The sequence below is a fragment of the Pelagibacterium halotolerans B2 genome, assembly GCF_000230555.1.
GTDB lineage: Bacteria > Pseudomonadota > Alphaproteobacteria > Rhizobiales > Devosiaceae > Pelagibacterium > Pelagibacterium halotolerans.
In genome coordinates, this window is sequence record NC_016078.1 from 310513 (window position 1) to 329998 (window position 19486).

Annotated in this window: 15 protein-coding genes, 1 tRNA gene and 1 riboswitch; of the genes, 8 read left to right on the forward strand and 8 right to left on the reverse strand. The window is 61.0% G+C overall.

Annotated elements, in window-relative coordinates; all coding sequences use genetic code 11:
• Positions 1-124 precede the first annotated feature (124 nt).
• The gene (locus KKY_RS01535) at positions 125-676 is read right to left on the reverse strand and encodes a GcrA family cell cycle regulator (RefSeq protein ID WP_014129514.1); all 552 of its coding nucleotides are present in this window, start codon (positions 674-676) and stop codon (positions 125-127) included.
• Positions 677-1132: 456 nt separating this feature from the next.
• On the opposite strand from KKY_RS01535, the gene KKY_RS01540 reads away from it, so the two are divergent.
• The 5 genes from KKY_RS01540 (at position 1133) to KKY_RS01560 (ending at position 9051) form a co-directional block, all read left to right on the forward strand.
• Entirely contained in the window at positions 1133-2320 is a 1188-nt protein-coding gene (locus KKY_RS01540) for an aspartate aminotransferase family protein (RefSeq protein ID WP_014129515.1), read from the forward strand.
• A 42-nt stretch (positions 2321-2362) separates the two neighbouring features.
• Positions 2363-3283 (forward strand): ornithine carbamoyltransferase, encoded by a 921-nt coding sequence (argF, locus tag KKY_RS01545; protein WP_014129516.1) that lies wholly within the window; start codon positions 2363-2365, stop codon positions 3281-3283.
• A gap of 19 nt (positions 3284-3302) precedes the next feature.
• Entirely contained in the window at positions 3303-4289 is a 987-nt protein-coding gene (locus tag KKY_RS01550) for an Hsp33 family molecular chaperone (protein WP_014129517.1), read from the forward strand.
• A 189-nt stretch (positions 4290-4478) separates the two neighbouring features.
• Positions 4479-5894 (forward strand): efflux RND transporter periplasmic adaptor subunit, encoded by a 1416-nt coding sequence (locus tag KKY_RS01555; protein WP_014129518.1) that lies wholly within the window; start codon positions 4479-4481, stop codon positions 5892-5894.
• A gap of 1 nt (position 5895) precedes the next feature.
• Complete coding sequence (locus KKY_RS01560) at positions 5896-9051, forward strand: efflux RND transporter permease subunit (protein WP_014129519.1); 3156 nt, start codon at positions 5896-5898, stop codon at positions 9049-9051.
• Between the two features lie 6 nt (positions 9052-9057).
• Here the strand turns inward: KKY_RS01560 and KKY_RS01565 are convergent, their stop codons facing one another.
• Both KKY_RS01565 and metZ read right to left on the reverse strand, forming a co-directional pair.
• Positions 9058-10503, reverse strand: coding sequence for a TrkH family potassium uptake protein (locus KKY_RS01565; protein ID WP_014129520.1), 1446 nt, complete (start codon positions 10501-10503; stop codon positions 9058-9060).
• A 42-nt stretch (positions 10504-10545) separates the two neighbouring features.
• A complete protein-coding gene (gene metZ / locus KKY_RS01570; RefSeq protein WP_014129521.1) occupies positions 10546-11754 on the reverse strand; it encodes an O-succinylhomoserine sulfhydrylase in 1209 nt (402 codons plus the stop codon).
• Between the two features lie 36 nt (positions 11755-11790).
• Positions 11791-11871, reverse strand: a riboswitch (SAM riboswitch).
• Positions 11872-11970: 99 nt separating this feature from the next.
• Between metZ and KKY_RS01575 the strand changes: the two genes are divergently transcribed.
• Positions 11971-13074, forward strand: a complete 1104-nt coding sequence (locus KKY_RS01575; RefSeq protein ID WP_014129522.1) for a 2'-deoxycytidine 5'-triphosphate deaminase — start codon at positions 11971-11973, stop codon at positions 13072-13074.
• A gap of 60 nt (positions 13075-13134) precedes the next feature.
• On the opposite strand, the gene proX is transcribed toward KKY_RS01575, so the two are convergent.
• From proX to KKY_RS20420, 4 genes are all read right to left on the reverse strand, one after another.
• Positions 13135-14151 (reverse strand): glycine betaine/L-proline ABC transporter substrate-binding protein ProX, encoded by a 1017-nt coding sequence (gene proX, locus KKY_RS01580; RefSeq protein WP_014129523.1) that lies wholly within the window; start codon positions 14149-14151, stop codon positions 13135-13137.
• A 134-nt stretch (positions 14152-14285) separates the two neighbouring features.
• Positions 14286-15218 (reverse strand): ABC transporter permease, encoded by a 933-nt coding sequence (locus KKY_RS01585; protein ID WP_014129524.1) that lies wholly within the window; start codon positions 15216-15218, stop codon positions 14286-14288.
• Positions 15211-16470 (reverse strand): quaternary amine ABC transporter ATP-binding protein, encoded by a 1260-nt coding sequence (locus KKY_RS01590; protein ID WP_014129525.1) that lies wholly within the window; start codon positions 16468-16470, stop codon positions 15211-15213. Before KKY_RS01590 ends, KKY_RS01585 begins: the two co-directional genes overlap by 8 nt.
• A 148-nt stretch (positions 16471-16618) precedes the next feature.
• Positions 16619-16765 carry a hypothetical protein gene (locus tag KKY_RS20420; RefSeq protein ID WP_158308043.1) on the reverse strand — a complete coding sequence of 49 codons (147 nt, stop codon included), beginning with the start codon at positions 16763-16765 and terminating at the stop codon, positions 16619-16621.
• 90 nt (positions 16766-16855) lie between these two features.
• Between KKY_RS20420 and KKY_RS01595 the strand changes: the two genes are divergently transcribed.
• Positions 16856-16929 (forward strand) — tRNA-Gly (locus KKY_RS01595).
• 85 nt (positions 16930-17014) lie between these two features.
• Here the strand turns inward: KKY_RS01595 and KKY_RS01600 are convergent.
• Positions 17015-17968 (reverse strand): sugar-binding transcriptional regulator, encoded by a 954-nt coding sequence (locus KKY_RS01600; protein ID WP_014129527.1) that lies wholly within the window; start codon positions 17966-17968, stop codon positions 17015-17017.
• A 153-nt stretch (positions 17969-18121) separates the two neighbouring features.
• On the opposite strand from KKY_RS01600, the gene KKY_RS01605 reads away from it, so the two are divergent.
• Positions 18122-19444: an extracellular solute-binding protein gene (locus tag KKY_RS01605; protein WP_014129528.1), complete on the forward strand. Its 1323-nt coding sequence runs from the start codon at positions 18122-18124 to the stop codon at positions 19442-19444.
• The last annotated feature ends 42 nt before the right edge of the window (positions 19445-19486 follow it).

Here is a 19486-nt window from a genome sequence, read left to right on the forward strand (position 1 = left end):
TCAGGGTGAGCCGAAAGCGGTTGTTTTCGAGAACCGGAGCGCAGCGTACCTTCGGGTACGCGAGCACCGGAAGCGCAGAAAACTGCCACTCGCAGGCCACCATCACCTAACGGTCTACACAAACCTAGCGCTTCTTGCGGTCGATCTGATGGTAAGCGCGCCGCGAGTGAAATTCGCAATAGGGTTTGCCCTCGTCGGACTCGCGTCCGCAGAAGTGGAATTCACTGCTCATCGGGTCGCCGATCGGCCATTTGCAGGTTTTTTCGGTCAATTCGAGCAGCGAGATGCGCTCCTCGACCGGAATGAAAAGCTCCGCCTTGGTGTTGGTTTCCACCACCATTTCGGTTTCGAGTTCTGCATCCATCTTGAGCGCCGTGGCGCCCATGGTTGGGGCCATCGTCGTGCGCCGCTGGCTGACCGCGCTGGCCGCCGCGGATGCCGTGCCGCGCGAACCGGAGGACGCCGAGGGCCGCCGCGGCGCAGCCGGACGCGGCGCCTTGGCGCGCGGCGCGACGCTTGCCGGCTTGGCGCGCGCCGACAGCTTCAACCTGTGGACCTTGCCGATAACGGCGTTGCGGGTCACCCCGCCGCTCAGTTCCGCGGCGATCTGGCTTGCGCTGAGGCCTTCCATCCAAAGTTTTTTCAGGAGTGCTACGCGCTCGTCCGTCCAGCTCATCGATTGTGCTCCAGGCCGTATTCTTAAACAGAGTCCGTTCTCGTGCGGACAAATTGCGATTGACCGCCGGCATACTAACTGTCGTATGATGATGGGGTCCGCCACACGAGATGTCGTGTTCCCAATATCCTCATACTACACGGGCGGGAAAAACGGTGGCAAGGGCCGGAACACAGTTTCCCCGGTTTATCCCACCTCAATTTTGTATGCCCGGCAGCAATTGGCGATGGCTGTTGCATGGATCGCACAGCCGTTTCGCGCAAGACAGATGCACCACCAATGTGGCAGGGGTGAGTCAAGCGATCGGGCCCGGAAAACGGGGCGCTCGATTGACTTTTGAGCGTCCGCCCAGCATAAGCGGAACCGGTAATGCGTGCTTGGGACACCGGGCGCGCTTTTCATTTTCCGGGGCGAGGTCCCCGATCCCAAACCCATCAACGAGAAGGCTTAGAACAAATGTCTGCGCTCTATGGCACGTATGCCCGGTCCGAACTCGCCTTTGCGCGGGGCGAGGGCATGCGACTGTTCACGGAGGACGGCACGGCCTATCTCGATTTCGCCGCCGGCATCGCGGTCAACGCGCTCGGCTATGGCGACAAGCATGTCGTTGATGCCCTCAAGGCCCAGGCCGACAAGGTCTGGCACACCTCCAACATCTTCACCATTCCCGAGCAGGAAAAACTCGCTCAGCGGCTCGTGGATGCGACTTTTGCCGACAAGGTGTTCTTCACCAATTCCGGCGCCGAGGCGCTTGAGTGCGCCATAAAGACGGCGCGGCACTATTTCTGGGCCAGGGGTGAAAAGGAAAGGGTCGACATCATCGGCTTTTCCGGTTCCTTCCACGGACGCACCATCGCGACCATCGCCGCAGCAGGCAACAGGGCCTATACCGAAGGCTTCGGCCCGATGCCGGGTTACAAGCACACGACGCCCGGCGACCTGGCTGCCGTCGAAGCGCTGATCGACGATAAAACCGCAGCGATCCTCATCGAGCCCGTACAGGGCGAGGGCGGCGTGACCGCGTTTTCGGACGCCTACCTCAAGGGCCTCCGCGCCTTGTGCGACAAGAACGGTCTGCTGCTGATCTTCGATGAAGTCCAGTGCGGCTATGGCCGGACCGGAAAGTTCTTCGCTCACGAATGGTCGGGCGTTATCCCCGACATAATGACCGTCGCCAAGGCCATCGGCGCCGGCTTCCCGCTCGGAGCGTGCCTCGCTAAGGGAGAAGTCGCCGAAAGCATGGTGCCGGGCACCCACGGTTCGACCTATGGCGGCAATCCGCTGGCCTGCGCCGTGGGGAACGCCGTTCTCGACAGGATTCTCGCTCCCGGCTTCATCGAGCACGTCGATGCAATGGGCAAGATATTGGCCCACGAACTCCACCAGCTTATGCAGAAATTCCCGCAATACATCACCGAAGTGCGCGGCAAGGGCCTGATCGCGGGCATCAAGATCGCCCCGCCGGTGCGCGATTTCGTCGCCCGCCTACGTGATCACAAGCTTCTTACCGTTGCCGCCAGCGACAACGTGCTGCGCCTCCTGCCGCCATTGATCGTCAACGAGGACGAAATCAGGGAGGCCATTGGCATCATCGCCGGGGCCTTCGTCGAATTCGATGCCGAACAGGCCAGCGCCGCGCAATAGCGCGGCGGCAGGCTCCTTTTCGCTTTTTCAGGATTGCTGATTATGACTGCGAGACATTTTCTCGACCTCAGGGATTTTTCCTTCGAGCAACTGCGTTCCATTCTCGATTTCGCCCATGAACTGAAAAAACGTCTCAGGGCCGGCGAACGCCCGCGCCTGCTCGAGGATAAGGTTCTGGCCATGATCTTCGAACGTCAGTCGACCCGCACGCGGGTTTCCTTCGATGTCGGCATGCGCCAGCTCGGGGGACAGACCCTCATGCTGACGGGCCAGGAAATGCAATTGGCCCGCGAAGAAACCATTGAGGACACCGCGCGCGTGATGAGCCGCTATGTCGATGCCATCATGATCCGCATCCTCAGCCACGACGATCTGCTCGATCTGGCCGGCGCCTCGTCCATTCCCGTCATCAACGGGCTGACCCGGCGCAGCCACCCCTGTCAGGTCATGGCCGATATCCAGACCTTCGAGGAACACCGTGGATCGCTTGAAGGCAAAAAGGTCGCCTGGATCGGGGATTCCAACAATGTTCTGGCCTCATGGGTCCATGCCACGGCCCTGTTCGGCAATACGATGGCTATTGCCTGCCCTAAAGAATACTGGCCCGATCAGGGGCTTTTGTCCGATATCGCCGAAGTGGGCGATGCGGTCAGCCTCGGCACCGATCCGCACGCCGCGATCGCCGACGCCGATCTGGTCATCACCGACACCTGGGTCTCGATGGGCGACACCGACGAAGGCGAGCGCCGGCGCATCTTGAAACCCTATCAGGTCAACCCCAGATTGTTCTCCCAAGCCGCGACCGACGCGCTCTTCATGCACTGCCTGCCTGCCCATCGGGGCGACGAGGTCACCGACGAGGTGATCGACGGGCCGCAATCGGTCGTATTCGACGAAGCTGAAAACCGCCTGCACATCCAGAAGGCCATTCTTTGCTGGGCCTTCGGGATCGAAACGCTTTAGGCGGATTAAGGAACACGCAATGAGCGAAAGCTCTCTCGAACAATTCGGGCTCGACCGGCCCGAGAGCGGGGACGATGTTGCCGTTCCCTTCACGCTCGAAAACCTCGACAGCCGCGGGCGCGTCGTGCGTCTGGGCAATCAGCTCGACACCATCATCGCCCGACATGGCTATCCCGAACCCGTGGCGCGCCTTCTGGGCGAAGCGGTGACGCTTGCCGCGCTGATCGGCACCTCGCTCAAATTCGAGGGCCGGTTCATCCTGCAGTCGCGGACCGACGGACCGGTTAGCCTTCTCGTTGTCGATTTCGATACCCCGGATGGCCTTCGCGCCTACGCCCGGTATGACGATGAGGCATTGGGGGCTCTGGTTGAAGCGGGAACGACCAAGCCCCAGGATTTGCTCGGCAAGGGCGTTCTGGCCCTTACGGTGGACCAGGGCGTCCATATGGACCGCTATCAGGGCATTGTCGCTCTCGAAGGTGAAAGCCTTGAGGAGGTTGCTCACACCTACTTCATGCAGTCCGAACAGATCCCTACCCGGGTCCGGCTGGCGGTTGCCGAGCATTCCGAGCGCGGACAGTCGCGCTCGTCCTGGCGCGCCGGCGGCGTCCTGCTCCAGCATCTGCCCGAGCATGGCGGGGCAACCATGGCCGATCTGCCCGGCGACGGGGATTTCGAAAACGAGGAGATGGCCGACCCCGATTTTGTCGAGGACGATCGGTGGACCGAGGCAAAGGCGCTGCTCGACACCCTTACCGATGCCGAGCTTGCCGATCCCGACCTTTCCTCCGAACGGCTTCTGTTCCGGCTCTACCACGAAACCGGCGTGCGGGTCTTCGAACCCCAGACCCTTGTCGAGCGCTGCACCTGCTCGGCTGAACGCGTTGAACAGATGATCAACGACTTTACCCCAGAAGACAGGGACGAGATGGTGGTTGATGGGCAGATAGAAGTCGTGTGCGAGTTCTGCTCGACCCACTACCACTTCAATCCCAATCAGTTCTGAGCGATCGAAATGACCGTTGAAAAAGGCGATCCTTCGGGGTCGCCTTTTTTGTGGGGTTGGCGCCCAGCCTTACCGGCCTTTCCAAAAGTTCATTTGTAACGGTCTGGTGTCGCAGGTAAAAATTTTCCGATACGGACCCGTTCGGCCGACCTTGGCCGTCCGATGTGTTGTTGGGCAAGGAAAGCGCCTTTGGAAAACCTACCCGGCTCCGGCTACGTCGCCTCGACTGAAAAAAGCGAAGATCAGCCGAAAACCGAAAAGCCGCGTGCGCGGTTCGGCCTGATATCCGCACTCGTCCGTCTTGGGCTGGCGGTGCTTATTCTGGTGCTTGCCGTTTATTGGGCGTTCAGTTGGGTTGCCCAGCGGCCCGACGCTCCCCAGCGCATGAATCGCGAACGAACCTTTACGGTCGAGGTCATCGACCCGGTTTATGCAAGCCACAGTTCATCGATCACAGCCTACGGTCAGGTGGCGTCGGCGCGCACCATCGAGCTTCGCTCCCTCGTGGCCGGCAGGGTGCTCGAAATCTCGCCCGATTTTGCTGTCGGGTCCCAGGTGGAGGAAGGTGACGTGCTCGTCCGCGTCGATCCGTTTACCTACACCGGCGCCGTGGTCGAGGCCCGCGCCGCAGTGGCCGATGCCGAACTTTCCCTCGCTGAAGCCGAGGAGGCCTATGCTCTCGAACAGAGCGCCATCACCGCCGCCCAGGAAGCGCTGACATCGGCCCAGACCGACCTCGAGCGTGCCCGTTCTCTGCTTTCCAGCGGCGCCGCCACTCAGCAAACGGTCGACACCCGCGCGCTCACGGTTTCCGAGCGCCAGCAGGCGCTCGATCAGCGCCAGTCCAATCTTGTCACCCTCAACGCCCAGATCCTGCGCCAGCAGGCGGCAATAGCCCAGGCCGGCTACGCCCTTGAATCGGCCGAGCGCGACTTGGCCAATACCGAGATCACCGCGCCTTTCACCGGTATCGTCACCGCCCGCAATGTCACCGCCTCCGCCTATGTCGGCGCCAATGAGGCGGTAGCCTCGATCTATGAGAGCGACGCGCTCGAAGTGAGCTTCATGGTTTCGGACGCGACCTATGCCACCTTGCGCCGCGACGGGCTGTTCGATCGTTCGGTAGAAGTGTCGCGCACCACAGGAACGGATGCCGAGCGTATTTCGGGCCGGATTGCGCGTGTCGCTCCCGAGATCGATTCCGCCACTGGCGGCGTGACGCTCTATGCCGAACTCGACAGTGAAGGGGCCGAACTCCTGCGTCCGGGAACTTTCGTGAGCGTCGAGGTCGAAGGCGTGACCCACGAAAACACCCTCCTTGTGCCGGAAACCGCGCTCTATGACGATAATCACCTCTACGTCATCCGCGACGGTCGGATGGCGGCGGTCGATGTCGATATACGCGACCGGGATGGCGCCCAAATCATCATTTCCGCCGACATCGCCGAGGGCGAACGCATCATCACCACGCGCCTGTCTCAGGCCGGTGAGGGTGTAGCGGTGCAGGTCGAGGGCGAGGAGCAGGCGACTGGCCCTCAGGGGGGCGATGGGCCGGGTGGGCCCGGCGGCGGGCCGGTCGTGATCGGCCGCGGACCGGGAGGCTGAAATGCGCCCCTCTCCGCAGGCCTCGACCGGTGTGATCGCCGCTTTCGTTCGGCACCGCAACGCCGCCAATCTCTTTATGATCCTGTTTGTCCTGTTCGGTTGGTGGGGGCTGTCCAATCTCAACCGGCAATTGATGCCGAACACTGAAACGCGTTCCATCGAGATCTCGATCAGCTGGCCCGGAGCAACGGCCGAAGATGTCGAACGCAATGTGCTCCTGCTCATCGAGCCGGCCGTACAGAGCGTCGATGGCGTGATCTCCATGACCTCGAACGCCCGCGAAGGGCGCGGCTCGATTACTCTGAATTTCGAGCGCACGGTGGAAATGCAGACCGCCGAACGGCTTGTCCAGACCGCAGTGTCCTCGGTCACCGGTCTCCCTGACGGTGCTGAGACGCCGAGCGTTTCAGCGCCACGCTTTTTCGATCCGGTCGCCGCCATTGCCATTTCGGGCCCTTTCCCTGAAGAAGCCCTGCGGCGCTACGCCCGTGAAATTCGCGACGGCCTTCTGGCCTCGGGCGTCGACCGCGTCGAATTCACCGGCTATCGCGATCGTCAGATCGTCATCGAGATCGATGATGCCAAACTGCGCCAATTGGGTTTGACACTCGATGACCTGTCGGCTGCCCTCACGCCCAATTTCGCAGATCAGCCATCCGGCTCGCTCAGCGGAGATTTTGACGCCCAGATCCGCGCGGCCGCCAACGAGCTTTCGGCCCAGGAAATCGCCCAGACCGAAATCCTGTCCTCAGCGACCGGGCAGAGCCTGACCTTCGGCGATGTGGCCACCATCACCGACACTTTCGATCCCGATACCCCGCTCGGCTACATGCGCGGCGAACCCGCCATAAAGCTGCAGGTCTCGCGCGCCGCCAGCGCTGACACCGTAACGACATTCGAAGCGGTTCAGGCCTATGTCGAGGAGTTGCAGCCTACCCTGCCGCAATCGCTGCACGCCGTCGTTTTCGACGCCGCCGCCGACCAGGTCAATCAGCGCCTCGGGCTGTTGATATCCAACGGTGTCGCCGGCTTCTTTCTGGTGCTCGTTGTCCTGTTCCTGTTTCTCGATGGCCGCATTGCCATCTGGGTTGCCATGGGCATCCCCGTCGCCATCATGGGGACGCTCGGCGCGATGTATCTCATGGGGCTTACGCTCGACATGATCTCGATGTTCGCGCTCATGATGGTGCTCGGCATTATCGTCGATGACGCCATTGTGGTGGGCGAGCATACGGCCACGCTTTACCGCCAGGGCTTGTCGCGAACCGACGCCGCGATCCGCGCCGCCGGCGCCATGGCGGCGCCTGTCATCGCCTCGGCGCTGACCACCATCGCCGCGTTTGCTCCCATCTGGCTCGTCGGCGATGTGGTGGGCCAGATCGTTTCGCCACTGCCCGTCGTGGTTGTGGCGGTCCTGATCGCCTCCCTGATCGAGTGCTTCTTCATCCTGCCTGGCCACCTCGCCCACGCCCTGCCGCGTGAGCGCAAGCAGGCCGGCCGTTTTAGGCGCACGTTCGACAAGGGGTTCGATTTCTTCCGCGACCGCCTCTTCGGCGGGCTGGCAGCCATCAGCTATTCCTGGCGCTATGTCACCGCCGCCATCGCCCTTACCATCACTCTCGGTGCGCTTGGCGTATACGGATCGGGCGCCCTGCGGTTTGAGTTTTTCCCGACGGCAGAGGGCGAAAGTTTCAACGTTTCTGCCCAGTTCCAGGCCGGAACACCCCAGTCGCAAATGGCGAACACCATCCAGGCCATCGAGGATGCCGTCTCGGAGGTGGAAGCGGGTCTGACGCCCGATGGCGAACAGCTCATCGTCACCACCTATGCCAGCCTCGACCTTGAGGAAGGGCGGGCCGATTTCGACGTCTATCTGACCCCGTCCGAGGAGCGCTCGGTTCGCACGGACACGATCACCCAGGCCATCGATGAAAATCTCCCGGCGGTTGCCGGTGTCGAAAGCATCAGCATTCGCCAATACCGCGGCGGACCGCAGGGCTCCGCGGTCGATGTGCGTTTCGTTGGCGGGGATGCTGCAACGCTCAAACTCGCCGCCGAGAACCTCAAGGACGTGCTCGAAGGGTTCGATGAGGTCGATACCGCCTTCGATACCCTGTTTTACGGCAGCCCCGAGCTCGTCATGTCGCTCAATGCGCGTGGGACGGCACTGGGCTTTGATCTTGCATCCCTTGGGTCGCAAGTGCGCAGCGCCTTCCAGGGCGAGGACGTCGCGACCGTCGCCTCCAATGAGGATGAGATCACCGTTCGCCTCGTGCGCACCGTCGACGCCGAAGGCTCCTCGGCGTTGCGCGACATGTGGGTGCGCGCGCCGAGCGGGGAATATGTTCCGCTTTCGTCCATCGTGAGCTTTTCCGAGCAGCAGGGCTTTGCCTTTATCGCCCGCGAGGAAGGCCGCACCGCTGTTTCTGTCCGCGCCTCGGTCGCCGAAGGTGTCGACCACGCCGATATTCTGGCGCGGCTCGAAGCCGATTATCTGCCCACAATCGTCAATCGCTATGGAATTTCCTACGAGTTTGGCGGCCGGCAGGCTGAGCAGAATGCCGCTTTCGCCGATCTGGGCACGGGCATGATTGTCGCGCTGGCCGTAATGTACATCATCATCTCATGGATCTTCGCAGCCTATTTCACCCCGATCGCTGTCATGGTCATTATTCCCTTCGGCGTTGCCGGCGCTGTCTGGGGCCATTACCTGCTTGGGCATAACCTGACCATCATTTCGATGATGGGCATGCTCGGGCTCGCCGGTATCCTGGTCAATTCCTCGATTGTTCTGATTTCGAGGATGAACGAGCGCAGGGCCCAAGGCGAGGGCCTGCGCGATGCCGCGATCGGCGCGTCCAAGGATCGGTTGCGCGCCGTCATGCTGACCTCGCTCACCACCATCGGCGGTCTGCTGCCGCTCCTGTTTGAAACCAGCCTCGTTGCCCAGATGCTCGTCCCCATGGCCCTGACCATCGTTTCGGGCCTGACGTTGGCGACCTTGCTCGTGCTGTTCCTCGTTCCCGCCGTCCTTGGTATCGGTGCCGATATCAGGGCCGTACTGCAATGGGTGTTCCTCACCCCCAACGCCTTGACGGTCCGGGAAATGCTGGCCGGTCGGCAGCACCTCTCGCCGCCGGCCGACCCGGCCGAATAAGGATCATCAGGCACGCCAGAAGCGCGGTGTGAACAGCACAAGCACCATGAGCACTTCGAGCCTGCCCACCAGCATGCCGATGGTCAAAAGCCATTTGGTAACATCGGAAACGCCCGCAAAACTTCCTGCTGGCCCTAATTCGGGGCTGAGCGCCGGCCCGACATTGGAAATTGCTGTCGCCGCGGCTCCCAGCGCGTCCAGCGGTTCCAGACCGGACAGCGACAGCAGCACCGCGAGCAAAAGAAAGCTCGAAAAATAGATGAAGACGAAGCTTTGTACCGATGTCGAAACGGTGTCGGGCAGGGGCCGGCCGTTGTAGCGTTTGACATAGACCAGGGACGGAAAGACGATCTCGCGAATATGCTGGTAAAGATCGCGTGCCAGCACCTGAAAGCGGAAGATCTTGATGCCGCACGAGGTCGAGCCCGTGCAGCCTCCGATAAACATGATGACAAAGAACAGCGACGCCGCCAACGGTCCCCAGGTCGAAAAGTCGGCGACCCCAAAGCCACTGCCGGTAATGATCGAAACGACCGAAAACAGCCCGTGCCGAAATGCTTCCTCGCCCCTAGCAATGTCGCCGGTCAACTGCACGAAAACCACGATCATCGTGGCCAGTCCGATCAGATAGAGGAACAACCGGACCTGGGAATCGCGGAACAACTCCCCGAATGAGCCTTGCAGCATGCCGACATAGAGCACGAAGGGCAGGGCGCCCAGGATCATGAACACCACCGAGACGTAATGAATCGCTGGCTGATCGAAGGCGCCCAGCGAGGCGTCGCGGGTCGAAAATCCGCCCGTCGCCACCGTCGAGAGCGAGTGGACCAGCGCATCGAACGCACCCATTCCGGCCAGCCAGTAGGCGACCGCGCAAGCAAAAGTGAGGATGCAATAAACGATGACCATGGCCGTGGCGATCTGCGCGGCCGCAGGAAGGATCTTGTCGGGCGTCTCGAACGCCTCGGCGCGGAACATCTGCATGCCGCCAACCCGCAGCATGGGCAGAACGGCAATCGCCATCACCACCACGCCCAGCCCCCCGAACCATTGCAGCAATCCGCGCCACAACAGGATGCCGGGGGCTGTGGTGTCGAGCGTCGTGATGACCGTCGACCCGGTCGTGGTGATCCCCGACATGGCCTCGAACATCGCGTCGGTAAAGCTCAGGCCCAGATTGGACATATAGAGCGGCAGGGCGCCGAAAATCGTCAGCACCACCCAGATCGAGACCGTCATCAGGAAGGCCTGGCGCAGGTTGAGCTCGGATTTGTGGCCCGTCGATGAGGCCCACAGTCCCGCACCGAAGATCATGGTGATCAGCGAGGCTGTGAGAAACACCAGCCAGTCTTCATTGCCCACAACCAGATCGGCGAGGGCGGGCAGCAGCATGGCAAGACCGAGCGCTGCAGTAAGCGCGCCGATAGCCGAAAAGATCGTGCGGAAATCCATGCCCGACTGTGCTGCGCCCTGTCGCCTGAAGAGGTTGGGAGACTAGACCTGTTCGAGGGCAAACGAAAGATCGGCGATCAGATCGTCGGCATCCTCGAGCCCCACCGAAAGGCGCAACAGCCCGTCGGTGATGTCCATCTCGATCTTTTCCTCCGGTGTAAACCGTTGATGGGTGGTCGTCGCGGGATGAGAGATGATCGATTTCGCATCACCAAGATTGTTGGAAATTGCTATCACCGCCAGCGCATCGGCGAGAGCGAATGCCGCCTGTTTACTGCCTTTAGGCGTGAACGCAACCAGCGTCGATCCGGCTCCCATCTGTCGTTTCGCCAATTCGTATTGCGGATGTGAAGGATGGAACGGATAGGAAATCGAGTCGACCTTGGGATGATCGGCCAGAAAATCGGCGATCTTCGCAGCGCTTTCGGTCATCGCCTTGACACGCAGCGGCAGGGTTTCGAGTCCCTTGAGCAGCACCCAGGCGTTGAAGGGCGAAATCGATGGGCCGGTCTGGCGGATGATGGTGTGCACATCGGCCTCGATCAATTCCTTGCGCCCCAGAATCAATCCGCCCATGGCGCGGCCCTGACCGTCGATGTGCTTGGTGGCCGAATAGGTGACGAGATCGGCGCCGAGCTCCAATGGTTTCTGCCAGACGGGTGTTGCAAAGACATTGTCGACGATCAGCACGGCGCCATGGGCATGAGCAATCTCGGCAACCGCTTTGATGTCGACAAGTTCGAGCGTCGGGTTGGTCGGGGTCTCGACAAACACCACCTTGGTGTTGGGCTTCATGGCACGCGCGAAATTTTCAGGGTCGCGGCCATCCACAAGGCTCGATTCAACGCCCCAGCGCGGCATATAGGTCTCGATCACGAACCGGCATCCACCGAACAGCGCCCGCGCCGCAACCACATGGTCGCCGGCCCGAAGCTGGCTCATCACGGCCGTGGTGACTGCGGCCATGCCCGTCGCCGTCGCGCGCGCCGCTTCAGCGCCTTCGAGCAGTGCCGCCCGTTGCTGGAACATTTCCACTGTGGGGTTGGAAAAGCGCGAATAGATGTGCCCTGGTTCTTCGCCCTTGAAGCGCGCTTCCGCGCCGCCCGAGGTGGGATAGACGAAACCGGAATTGAAAAAGATCGCCTCGGAGGTTTCCCCATGCTGGGAGCGCTCCATGCCGCCATGCACCAGCATCGTCTGCGCCTTGCGGCGCTTGGGATCGAAGAGCGGATTGCTGGTCTTGTCAGACATGGATGTACCTCAAACGAAAAAACCGGCGCGCGATGCGGCCGGTTCGAACTGGTCACTTTAGCAGTCTTTTTTAAGGTGGCCTGCAATCGGACCGGCCAAATCACCACCAACTGCACCACAGCGCAGTCAGCACTGAGTTACTCCCAAATGGCGCTTGGCGTCAATCGCCTCAATTGGTAAGCCAGTGCAAAGGGTTTGCATGAGGCGCACGGGGATATGAGCAACACTTGGCCAACCGGAGTATTTTCCGCCAGGCTGATCCAGAACTTGTCCGATGAAGGTGCGATCAGCGCCGGCCGGCCCTACGACCCCGATCAGATACAACCGGCGAGCCTCGATCTGCGGCTCGGCGAAACCGCCTTCCGCGTGCGCTCGAGTTTTCTCCCCGGCCCGGGCAAGACGGTGACCGAGCGGATCGAAACCTTAAAGCTCCACGAGATTGACCTGACGAAAGGCGCTGTTCTCGAACGGGGCTGCGTTTATATCGTGCCGCTCCTTGAAAGCCTCGACCTGCCCGAAACGGTCAGCGCCTCGGCCAATCCAAAATCCTCCACCGGACGGCTCGACATCTTTACCCGCGTCATTTCCGATGCAGCGCGCAGCTTCGATATCGTCCCAGCCGGGTACAAGGGCGCGCTCTATCTCGAAATTTCCCCCCGCACCTTCCCGGTTCTGGTGCGCACTGGCTCGCGCCTGTCCCAGATGCGGTTCCGGGTCGGTGACGCCCGCCTCGATGCCGCCGGTCACAAGGCGCTTCATGCCGAACAGACACTGGTTTTCGATCCCAACATGGATGTGGGTGAGGGCGTCTCGCTGTCCATCGATCTGGTCGGCGAGGGCCGCAACGGCTTGATCGGCTTTCGCTCCAAGCGGCATACGGCGGTTGTCGATGTCGATAAGAAAAACGCGCTCGATGTCCTCGATTATTGGGACCCTCTGGTTAATCGTGGCTCGGGCGAGCTGATCCTTGATCCCGACGAGTTCTATATTCTCGTCTCGCGCGAGAGCGTGCACGTGCCGCCCGATTATGCCGCCGAGATGGTGCCCTTCGATCCGCTGGTCGGTGAGTTTCGTGTCCACTATGCCGGCTTTTTCGATCCCGGCTTCGGGCATTCGGCCGCCGGTGGAACCGGGTCGCGCGCCGTGCTTGAAGTCCGCAGCCGCGAAGTGCCTTTCCTTCTGGGTCACGGCCAGACCATAGGGCGTCTGATCTATGAGAAGATGGCCGAACGGCCAGAGATGCTCTACGGCTCGGCGCTCGGATCGAACTATCAGGCCCAGAGCCTGAAACTCTCCAAGCACTTCAAATCCTATCCCTGAACAAAAAAAAGGCCGGGGCGAACCCCGGCCTTCTCTTTTTGTTGAGCGCTAAAGCGTCGCTTACGAAGCGGCGCGGGCGGCGTCGAGCCAGCCGTCGACAGCGTCGCGATTGTCTTCAATCCACTGGGCGGCCTGGGCTTCGATGTCGTCGTCGCCAGCGTTCATCGCCGCGTTCTGGGCAAAGATGTCGCCGAGCGGAATTTCCACGGCTTCGAGCAGTGCGCCGACCGCAGGATTTTCACCCAGGAACGCTGAATTGACGACCGGGTTGATGTCGTTGGCCGGAAACCCGAGCGTGCACGGATCATTGACGCACCCTTCCACGCCATCGAGCACCGCAGCGTCGGCGAGGCTCATGTCGGGAAGGTCGACCTCGGGCACCTCGATCCACATCACGTCTTCACCTGGGACCAGCTCATTGACCGTCCAGTTCGGGGTCCATGTGTAGAACAGGATGTTCTCGCCCGATTCATAGGCGGCGACCGCATCGGCCATGGAAGCTGCGTAGCCAGCCTTGATGGGGTTGATGTGATCGCGAAGATCATAGGCATCGAGATGGTGTTCTATGTTGATCTCGCAGCCCCAGCCTGGAGGGCAGGCGACCATGTCCGCCAGGCCGTCGCCATTGCGGTCGAAGGCTTCCTTCACTTCATCGCGCTTGAAATCTTCAAGCGAAGTGATGCCGAACTCCTCGATTGCCGAGGCGTTCACCAGATAGCCTTCCAGCGCCCCGCCTTCGGCAACGGCACCCACAAGCTCAGCGCCCTGGCTGAAGGTATCTTCATAGGTGTTGTGCAGCGGGAACCAGCCATTGACCCACAGATCCATGTCCCCCTGCGCTACCGACTGGTAGAACGGGGGATTGTCCAGCGTGGTGATCTGGGGAACCTCATATCCGAGCTCCTGGAGGAGCTGGCGGTAGATTTCGGCATGGAACCAGCCGGTATCCCATGTCGCCTGCGCCATGTTGACGGTGACGCCTTCGCCAGGATTGTCCTGGGCGATCGCGGCGACCGGTGCTGTGCCCAGAACGGCGACAGCGGTCAGGGATACGAGAGTGTTTTTGAGACTGAACATGATGCTTCTGTCTCCTCTTTCTTTTGGTCTTCAGATGGACGGGGCCTGGCCCGCCATGCGGAAGCCTGGGCAGATTGAGCCCAGGCGATAGAAGCGGCGGCAAATGGCGCCGCCGCGTCATCGGAAGCGGCCCCTCAGGCCGCCTTCTTGGTTTCGCCCAGGGGGCGTGTGCCCCTGAAGCGAATGAGATTGAACAGCACCTGCCGCAGGGACACGGTGTTGCCGGCGTTCTTTTCGCCCAGCCCTTGCGTAATGCGGTCGAGAACGATGGCGAGGATAACGATCCCCACGCCACCCGCGGTCGCGCCGCCGACGTCAAGGCGTCCAAGCCCGGTATTGACCACCAGGCCAAGTCCGCCCGCACCGATCAGTGCGGCAATGACCACCATCGAGAGCGCCAGCATCAGGGTCTGATTGAGACCGGCCATGATCGTGCGCAGCGCCAGCGGAATCTGCAGGTCCACAAGCATCTGCCAGCCGGTCGAACCGAACGCCTGAGCCGCTTCGATCAGGTCTCCGCGCACATTGCGGATACCAAGGTTGGTCAGCCGGATGATCGGTGGCAGCGCAAAGATGATGGTGGCGATGATGCCCGGCGCCATGCCCACGCCAAACAGCATGACGATGGGCACCAGATAAACGAACGACGGAATGGTCTGCATGATATCGAGGATCGGACGCACGACCTTCCAGGTCATGTCGCTGCGCGCCGCCAGAATACCGACCGGGATGCCGATGACGGCACAGAACAGCACCGAGGTTATGATCATGGCCAGCGTCGTCATGGTCTCGGGCCAAAGCCCGATCATGTCGATGAAGGCAAAGCCGATCAGCGTGAAAATCGCCATGCCGCGTCCGGCCCATTTCCATGCCGCCAGCGCAAAGGCGCCGGTGGTCAGGAGCATCGGCACGAAATTGAAGAAATCGTCCAGAGCGTTGAGTACCATGGTAATCGGCACCTGGGCCGCGCGAAAGGCCGGCCGGAAATTGGGTACAAGCCACCCGCGGACGAAATCGTTGATCCAGTCGTCGAAGGGGATGATGAGGAGGTCGCCGGGACTAAACATTCGTGCGCTCCTTTTCTGAAGAGGTTTCGGGCGCTGGAACGGGCGCATCGGGTGCTGCCTCTTCGGGGTCACCCGAAAGCTGGGCGAACACGTCCTGAGGTTCGACGACGCCGACGAGCCGATCCTTGTCATCGGTCACCGCGATGGGCAATCCGGCGCTTGCCGAACCGTAAAGTTCATTGAGCTGCTGGTCCGCGTCGGCGGTGGGATACTCGGTAAGCATCACATCCTCCAACACCGGATTGGGCATGCCATTGTCGAGCGTTGCCGCCGCCAAATCCTGATAGGTGACGATGCCCGCCACCTTGTCCTTGGCATCGACCACATAGAGCGCGTTGCGGTTGAGGTCTTCCATGGTGCGCATGGCGTCCTCGGCATTGTCCGTGCCCAGCCTGACCGAGGCGGGATCGTTGGAGACGTCCTCGGCAGTAAACACCCGTCCCCTGTCGATGTCGGCGACGAATGCGGCGACATAATCATCTGCCGGGTTGGAAACGATCTCCTGCGCCGAGCCGACCTGAACGAATTTGCCGTCTTTCATGATGGCGATCTTGTCGCCCAGCAGCAGTGCTTCGTTGAGATCGTGCGTGATGAACACTATGGTCTTTTTGAGCGTCTTCTGAAGAGCCAGCAATTCGTCCTGCATCTCGCGCCGGATCAGCGGGTCGAGCGCACCGAACGGCTCGTCCATGAGCAGCACTTCTGGACCGGTTGCAAGCCCGCGAGCCAGCCCCACGCGCTGCTGCATGCCGCCGGAAAGCTCTGAGGGCAGACTGTCGGCCCAGGCCGCAAGGCCAACCTGCTCGAGAGACTTGAGTGCCCGTTCGCGGCGCTCAGCGGGCTTTACGCCCTTTACCTTCAGGCCATAGGCGGCGTTATCGGCGACAGACCAGTGGGGAAACAGCGCAAAATGCTGGAACACCATGGTGATCTTTTCGCGTCTGATCCGACGAAGCTGCTCCTGCGAGCAGGTCGCTACGTCCTCGCCGTCAATCATGATCGAGCCCGAAGTGGGCGGGATCAGGCCATTGAGCATGCGCACCAGGGTCGATTTGCCTGAACCCGAGAGTCCCATGACGACGAAGATTTCACCTTCGCCCACATCGAAACTCGCATCCTGCACACCCACCGTGGCACCCGTCTGCTCGAGAATGTCTTCCTTGGACGTGCCCGCATCGAGCAGTTCGAGCGCGTCGGCGGTTTTCTCTCCGAAGACCTTGAAGACGTTTCGCACTGATAACTTGACTGCCATGAGTCTCCTTGTTGAAAATCTGCAGTAAACGACTGTAAATATCGCCCTGTATTCGTTATATAGTTGCTGAGCACAAAAAGACACCGCGCCAGAATCGACGTCGAGGCTGGCCGGTCATCGCGCTACAATAGAATGTTGATTTATGATATTAACCGCCCCAGCCGGCGATATCAACAGCGGCATGACGATTTTTTGCCGCAATTACCGCATCGATAACATCTGGTCGCGCGGTGGATGGCGGCGTGATGGCGAAAAACAACTCAAATATCGCTAGGATAAACTTTTTGGGAGCCATCGACCGGCATCCGGAGTGAGCTCGTATACGCGACTTGACGGTCGGCCCGATTTGCAGCACACAAGCACTCGTTCAGCGCCGATGCGCCGTGCGGGTGTAGCTCAATGGTAGAGCAGAAGCTTCCCAAGCTTACGACGAGGGTTCGATTCCCTTCACCCGCTCCATTTTTTCTAGCTCTTCCCCAGGCGCCTGAATATGCTTGAAAAAGGTGGGTCACGCCCGGCGTTTGGGGTGCGCCGACTGTCGCGGTCAGATCTCTGCCCGATCAGCGAGAAGATGCGTTGCGCAGTCTGCATCGGTGACTACGACATTGACGTGCCCGGCTCCAACGACGGCGCGCATTATGGTGTGCTTGTGCTCCCCGCCCGAGGCGACGATGCGCGTGGGGATTTTCCTGAAATCGCCGAGTTCCGGTGACATCACCTGGTGGTTGAGCGGGTGGTCGATCTGCCGCCCTTCGCTGTCGACATAGCGGCCGATGACGTCGCCTACAGCGCCGGCGTTCACCAGATCGTTGGGCGTTACCCCTTCGGGCAATCCGTATCGAACCTGAAGCGATCGGCCTGACACGTCACCGACGCTGACCAGTCCCACATCGGCGTTGCAGATTGCCTCGAGTGCCTTGCGGAAACTGTTCTGGGCAACGATGGCCCCGCGGGCTTCGGCGCTGTCCATATAGATCGGGGCGACCAGATAATTGCCGCTGGCCCCGAAACGCTCGGCAAAGCTGCGCACGATTTCGAATGTGTTGATCTCGGTGCCGTGGGTCAGCCCGCCCATGATCGAATAAACTTCGAGTTCTTCGAAATTCTGCGGCCGGGCCGACATTATGGTCTCGCGCAGGGTGGTGCCCCATCCCAGTCCGATGGTCCGTGGCTTGCGGGCATTGATCAACCGCGTGAGATAGTCGGCGGTTGCCTTGCCCAGCACCTTGTGCACGAGCGCCGGGTCGGATGGGGTGGGCACAACGACAGCGGCCTCAAGCCCGAATCTGTTGCACAGCCGCGCTTCGAGTTCGGCGCACAGGCTGAGCGGGGAGTTGAAATGCACCGAAACCAGTCCGGTTTCGTGGGCCTGGGCCAGCATTTCGTTGACGCGCCGGCGCGTCAGGTTCAGTCGTGCCGCGATATTGGCCTGGGTCATGCCCTCGACATGATAGTACCACGCCGCCTGAACCATCAGGTCTTCGCTCTCGTCCTGCATCGTCATCCCTCGTTGTTACATATGTCACGCGACCGTAACATATGTAACGTAACGGTATCGAGCGACCGCAAGGCGGCATGATTTCAATTGCCGCGAACGGCGAGAAATTCAACCCGTTTCATTCAGAAGCGGATCGAAACAAGGACGAAGACGATGAACACGATTTTCAGGGGTGCCGCTCTGACGGCCCTCGCGGGATCGCTTGCCGTGGTGGCTTTGCCCGTTCTGGCCCAGGACAAGACGACGATCGAATGGTGGTACGCCAATGGTGGCCAGATCGAAGTGGCCATTCAGGACATGATTGCCGAGTTCAACACCAGTCAGGACGATTTTGAAGTCGTCGGTGTCCGCAAGGGCAATTACGAAGAAACCTTCGCCGCCATGATCGCCGCCTATCGCGTCGGCCAGCATCCCACCATCATCCAGGCCACCGAACGCAGCTTTCTCACGATGCTCCATTCGAACGCCGCGGTTCCGGTGAACCAGCTGATGGCCGAACAGGGCTATGACACCGACTGGAGCGATTTTATTGCCCCGGTCGCCGATTTCTATGTGGTCGATGGCGCACCCGCGGCCCTGCCGTTCAACTCCTCGACCGGCATCATGTGGTTCAACGCCGACCATTTCGAGGCCGCCGGTTTCGACAAACCGGCCGAGACCTGGGACGAATTCGAAGAACAGCTCTATGCCATCAAGGATCAGGGCATCTCCGAATGCGGCATGGTGCTGAATTCCGATTTCCCCTGGAGCCTGCTCGAAGCCTATTCGACAATCAACGACTACCCCTTCGGGACGCAAGCCAATGGCTTTGATGGGCTGGGCACTGAATATGTCTATAACACCACCCCGGTGGTCCAGCAGGTCGAGCGCCTCAAGCGTTGGATCGACGACGGCATCATCCAGCTCTCGGGCAATGGCATGTCGCCGGCCCAGCTTTTCAACTCGGGCACATGTTCGACCTGGTCGGCCTCCACGGCTTCCCATGCCGGCGTCGAGGCAGAGGCCCAGTTCAACTGGAGCGCCACCCTCCAGCCGCACGAAGCTGGCGTCGAGCCGCACAATTCCAACATCGGCGGCGCAGCCCTTTGGGTTCTCCAGGGCAAGGCCGATGAGGAATACGCGGCGGCGGCTGCCTTCATCGACTTCGTAGCCCAGCCCGAAACCCAGGCCTGGTGGAGTGAACAGACCGGCTATATCCCGGTCACCAACGCGGCCTACGAGCTGATGGCCGACCAGGGCTTCTTCGAGGAGCATCCGACCCGCGAGATCGCGTTGCTCCAGCTCACCCGGCACGAACCGACCGATAACTCGCGCGGCATGCGGTTTGGCAATTCCAACCAGTGGTGGGCCGTCCTGCTCGAGGAACTCGAAGCGGTCTGGACCGACCAGAAATCCGCACAGGAAGCCCTGGACAGCTCGGTTGCCCGTGGCAACGAAATCCTGCGCCAGTTCGAGCAGCTCCATGCCGGCAGCTGACATCCTCATCTCCGCAGGGGTGCCGAAAGGCACCCCTCTCTT

Bases quoted from the DNA above. Each gene is read 5' to 3' on its own strand.
- KKY_RS20420 (WP_158308043.1), bottom strand. From the start codon at position 16,765: ATGGCTCCCAAAAAGTTTATCCTAGCGATATTTGAGTTGTTTTTCGCC.
- KKY_RS01590 (WP_014129525.1), bottom strand. From the start codon at position 16,470: ATGGCAGTCAAGTTATCAGTGCGAAACGTCTTCAAGGTCTTCGGAGAG.
- KKY_RS01585 (WP_014129524.1), bottom strand. From the start codon at position 15,218: ATGTTTAGTCCCGGCGACCTCCTCATCATCCCCTTCGACGACTGGATC.
- metZ (WP_014129521.1), bottom strand. From the start codon at position 11,754: ATGTCTGACAAGACCAGCAATCCGCTCTTCGATCCCAAGCGCCGCAAG.
- KKY_RS01575 (WP_014129522.1), top strand. From the start codon at position 11,971: ATGAGCAACACTTGGCCAACCGGAGTATTTTCCGCCAGGCTGATCCAG.
- KKY_RS01565 (WP_014129520.1), bottom strand. From the start codon at position 10,503: ATGGATTTCCGCACGATCTTTTCGGCTATCGGCGCGCTTACTGCAGCG.
- KKY_RS01560 (WP_014129519.1), top strand. From the start codon at position 5,896: ATGCGCCCCTCTCCGCAGGCCTCGACCGGTGTGATCGCCGCTTTCGTT.
- argF (WP_014129516.1), top strand. From the start codon at position 2,363: ATGACTGCGAGACATTTTCTCGACCTCAGGGATTTTTCCTTCGAGCAA.
- proX (WP_014129523.1), bottom strand. From the start codon at position 14,151: ATGTTCAGTCTCAAAAACACTCTCGTATCCCTGACCGCTGTCGCCGTT.
- KKY_RS01535 (WP_014129514.1), bottom strand. From the start codon at position 676: ATGAGCTGGACGGACGAGCGCGTAGCACTCCTGAAAAAACTTTGGATG.
- KKY_RS01540 (WP_014129515.1), top strand. From the start codon at position 1,133: ATGTCTGCGCTCTATGGCACGTATGCCCGGTCCGAACTCGCCTTTGCG.
- KKY_RS01605 (WP_014129528.1), top strand. From the start codon at position 18,122: ATGAACACGATTTTCAGGGGTGCCGCTCTGACGGCCCTCGCGGGATCG.
- KKY_RS01550 (WP_014129517.1), top strand. From the start codon at position 3,303: ATGAGCGAAAGCTCTCTCGAACAATTCGGGCTCGACCGGCCCGAGAGC.
- KKY_RS01600 (WP_014129527.1), bottom strand. From the start codon at position 17,968: ATGCAGGACGAGAGCGAAGACCTGATGGTTCAGGCGGCGTGGTACTAT.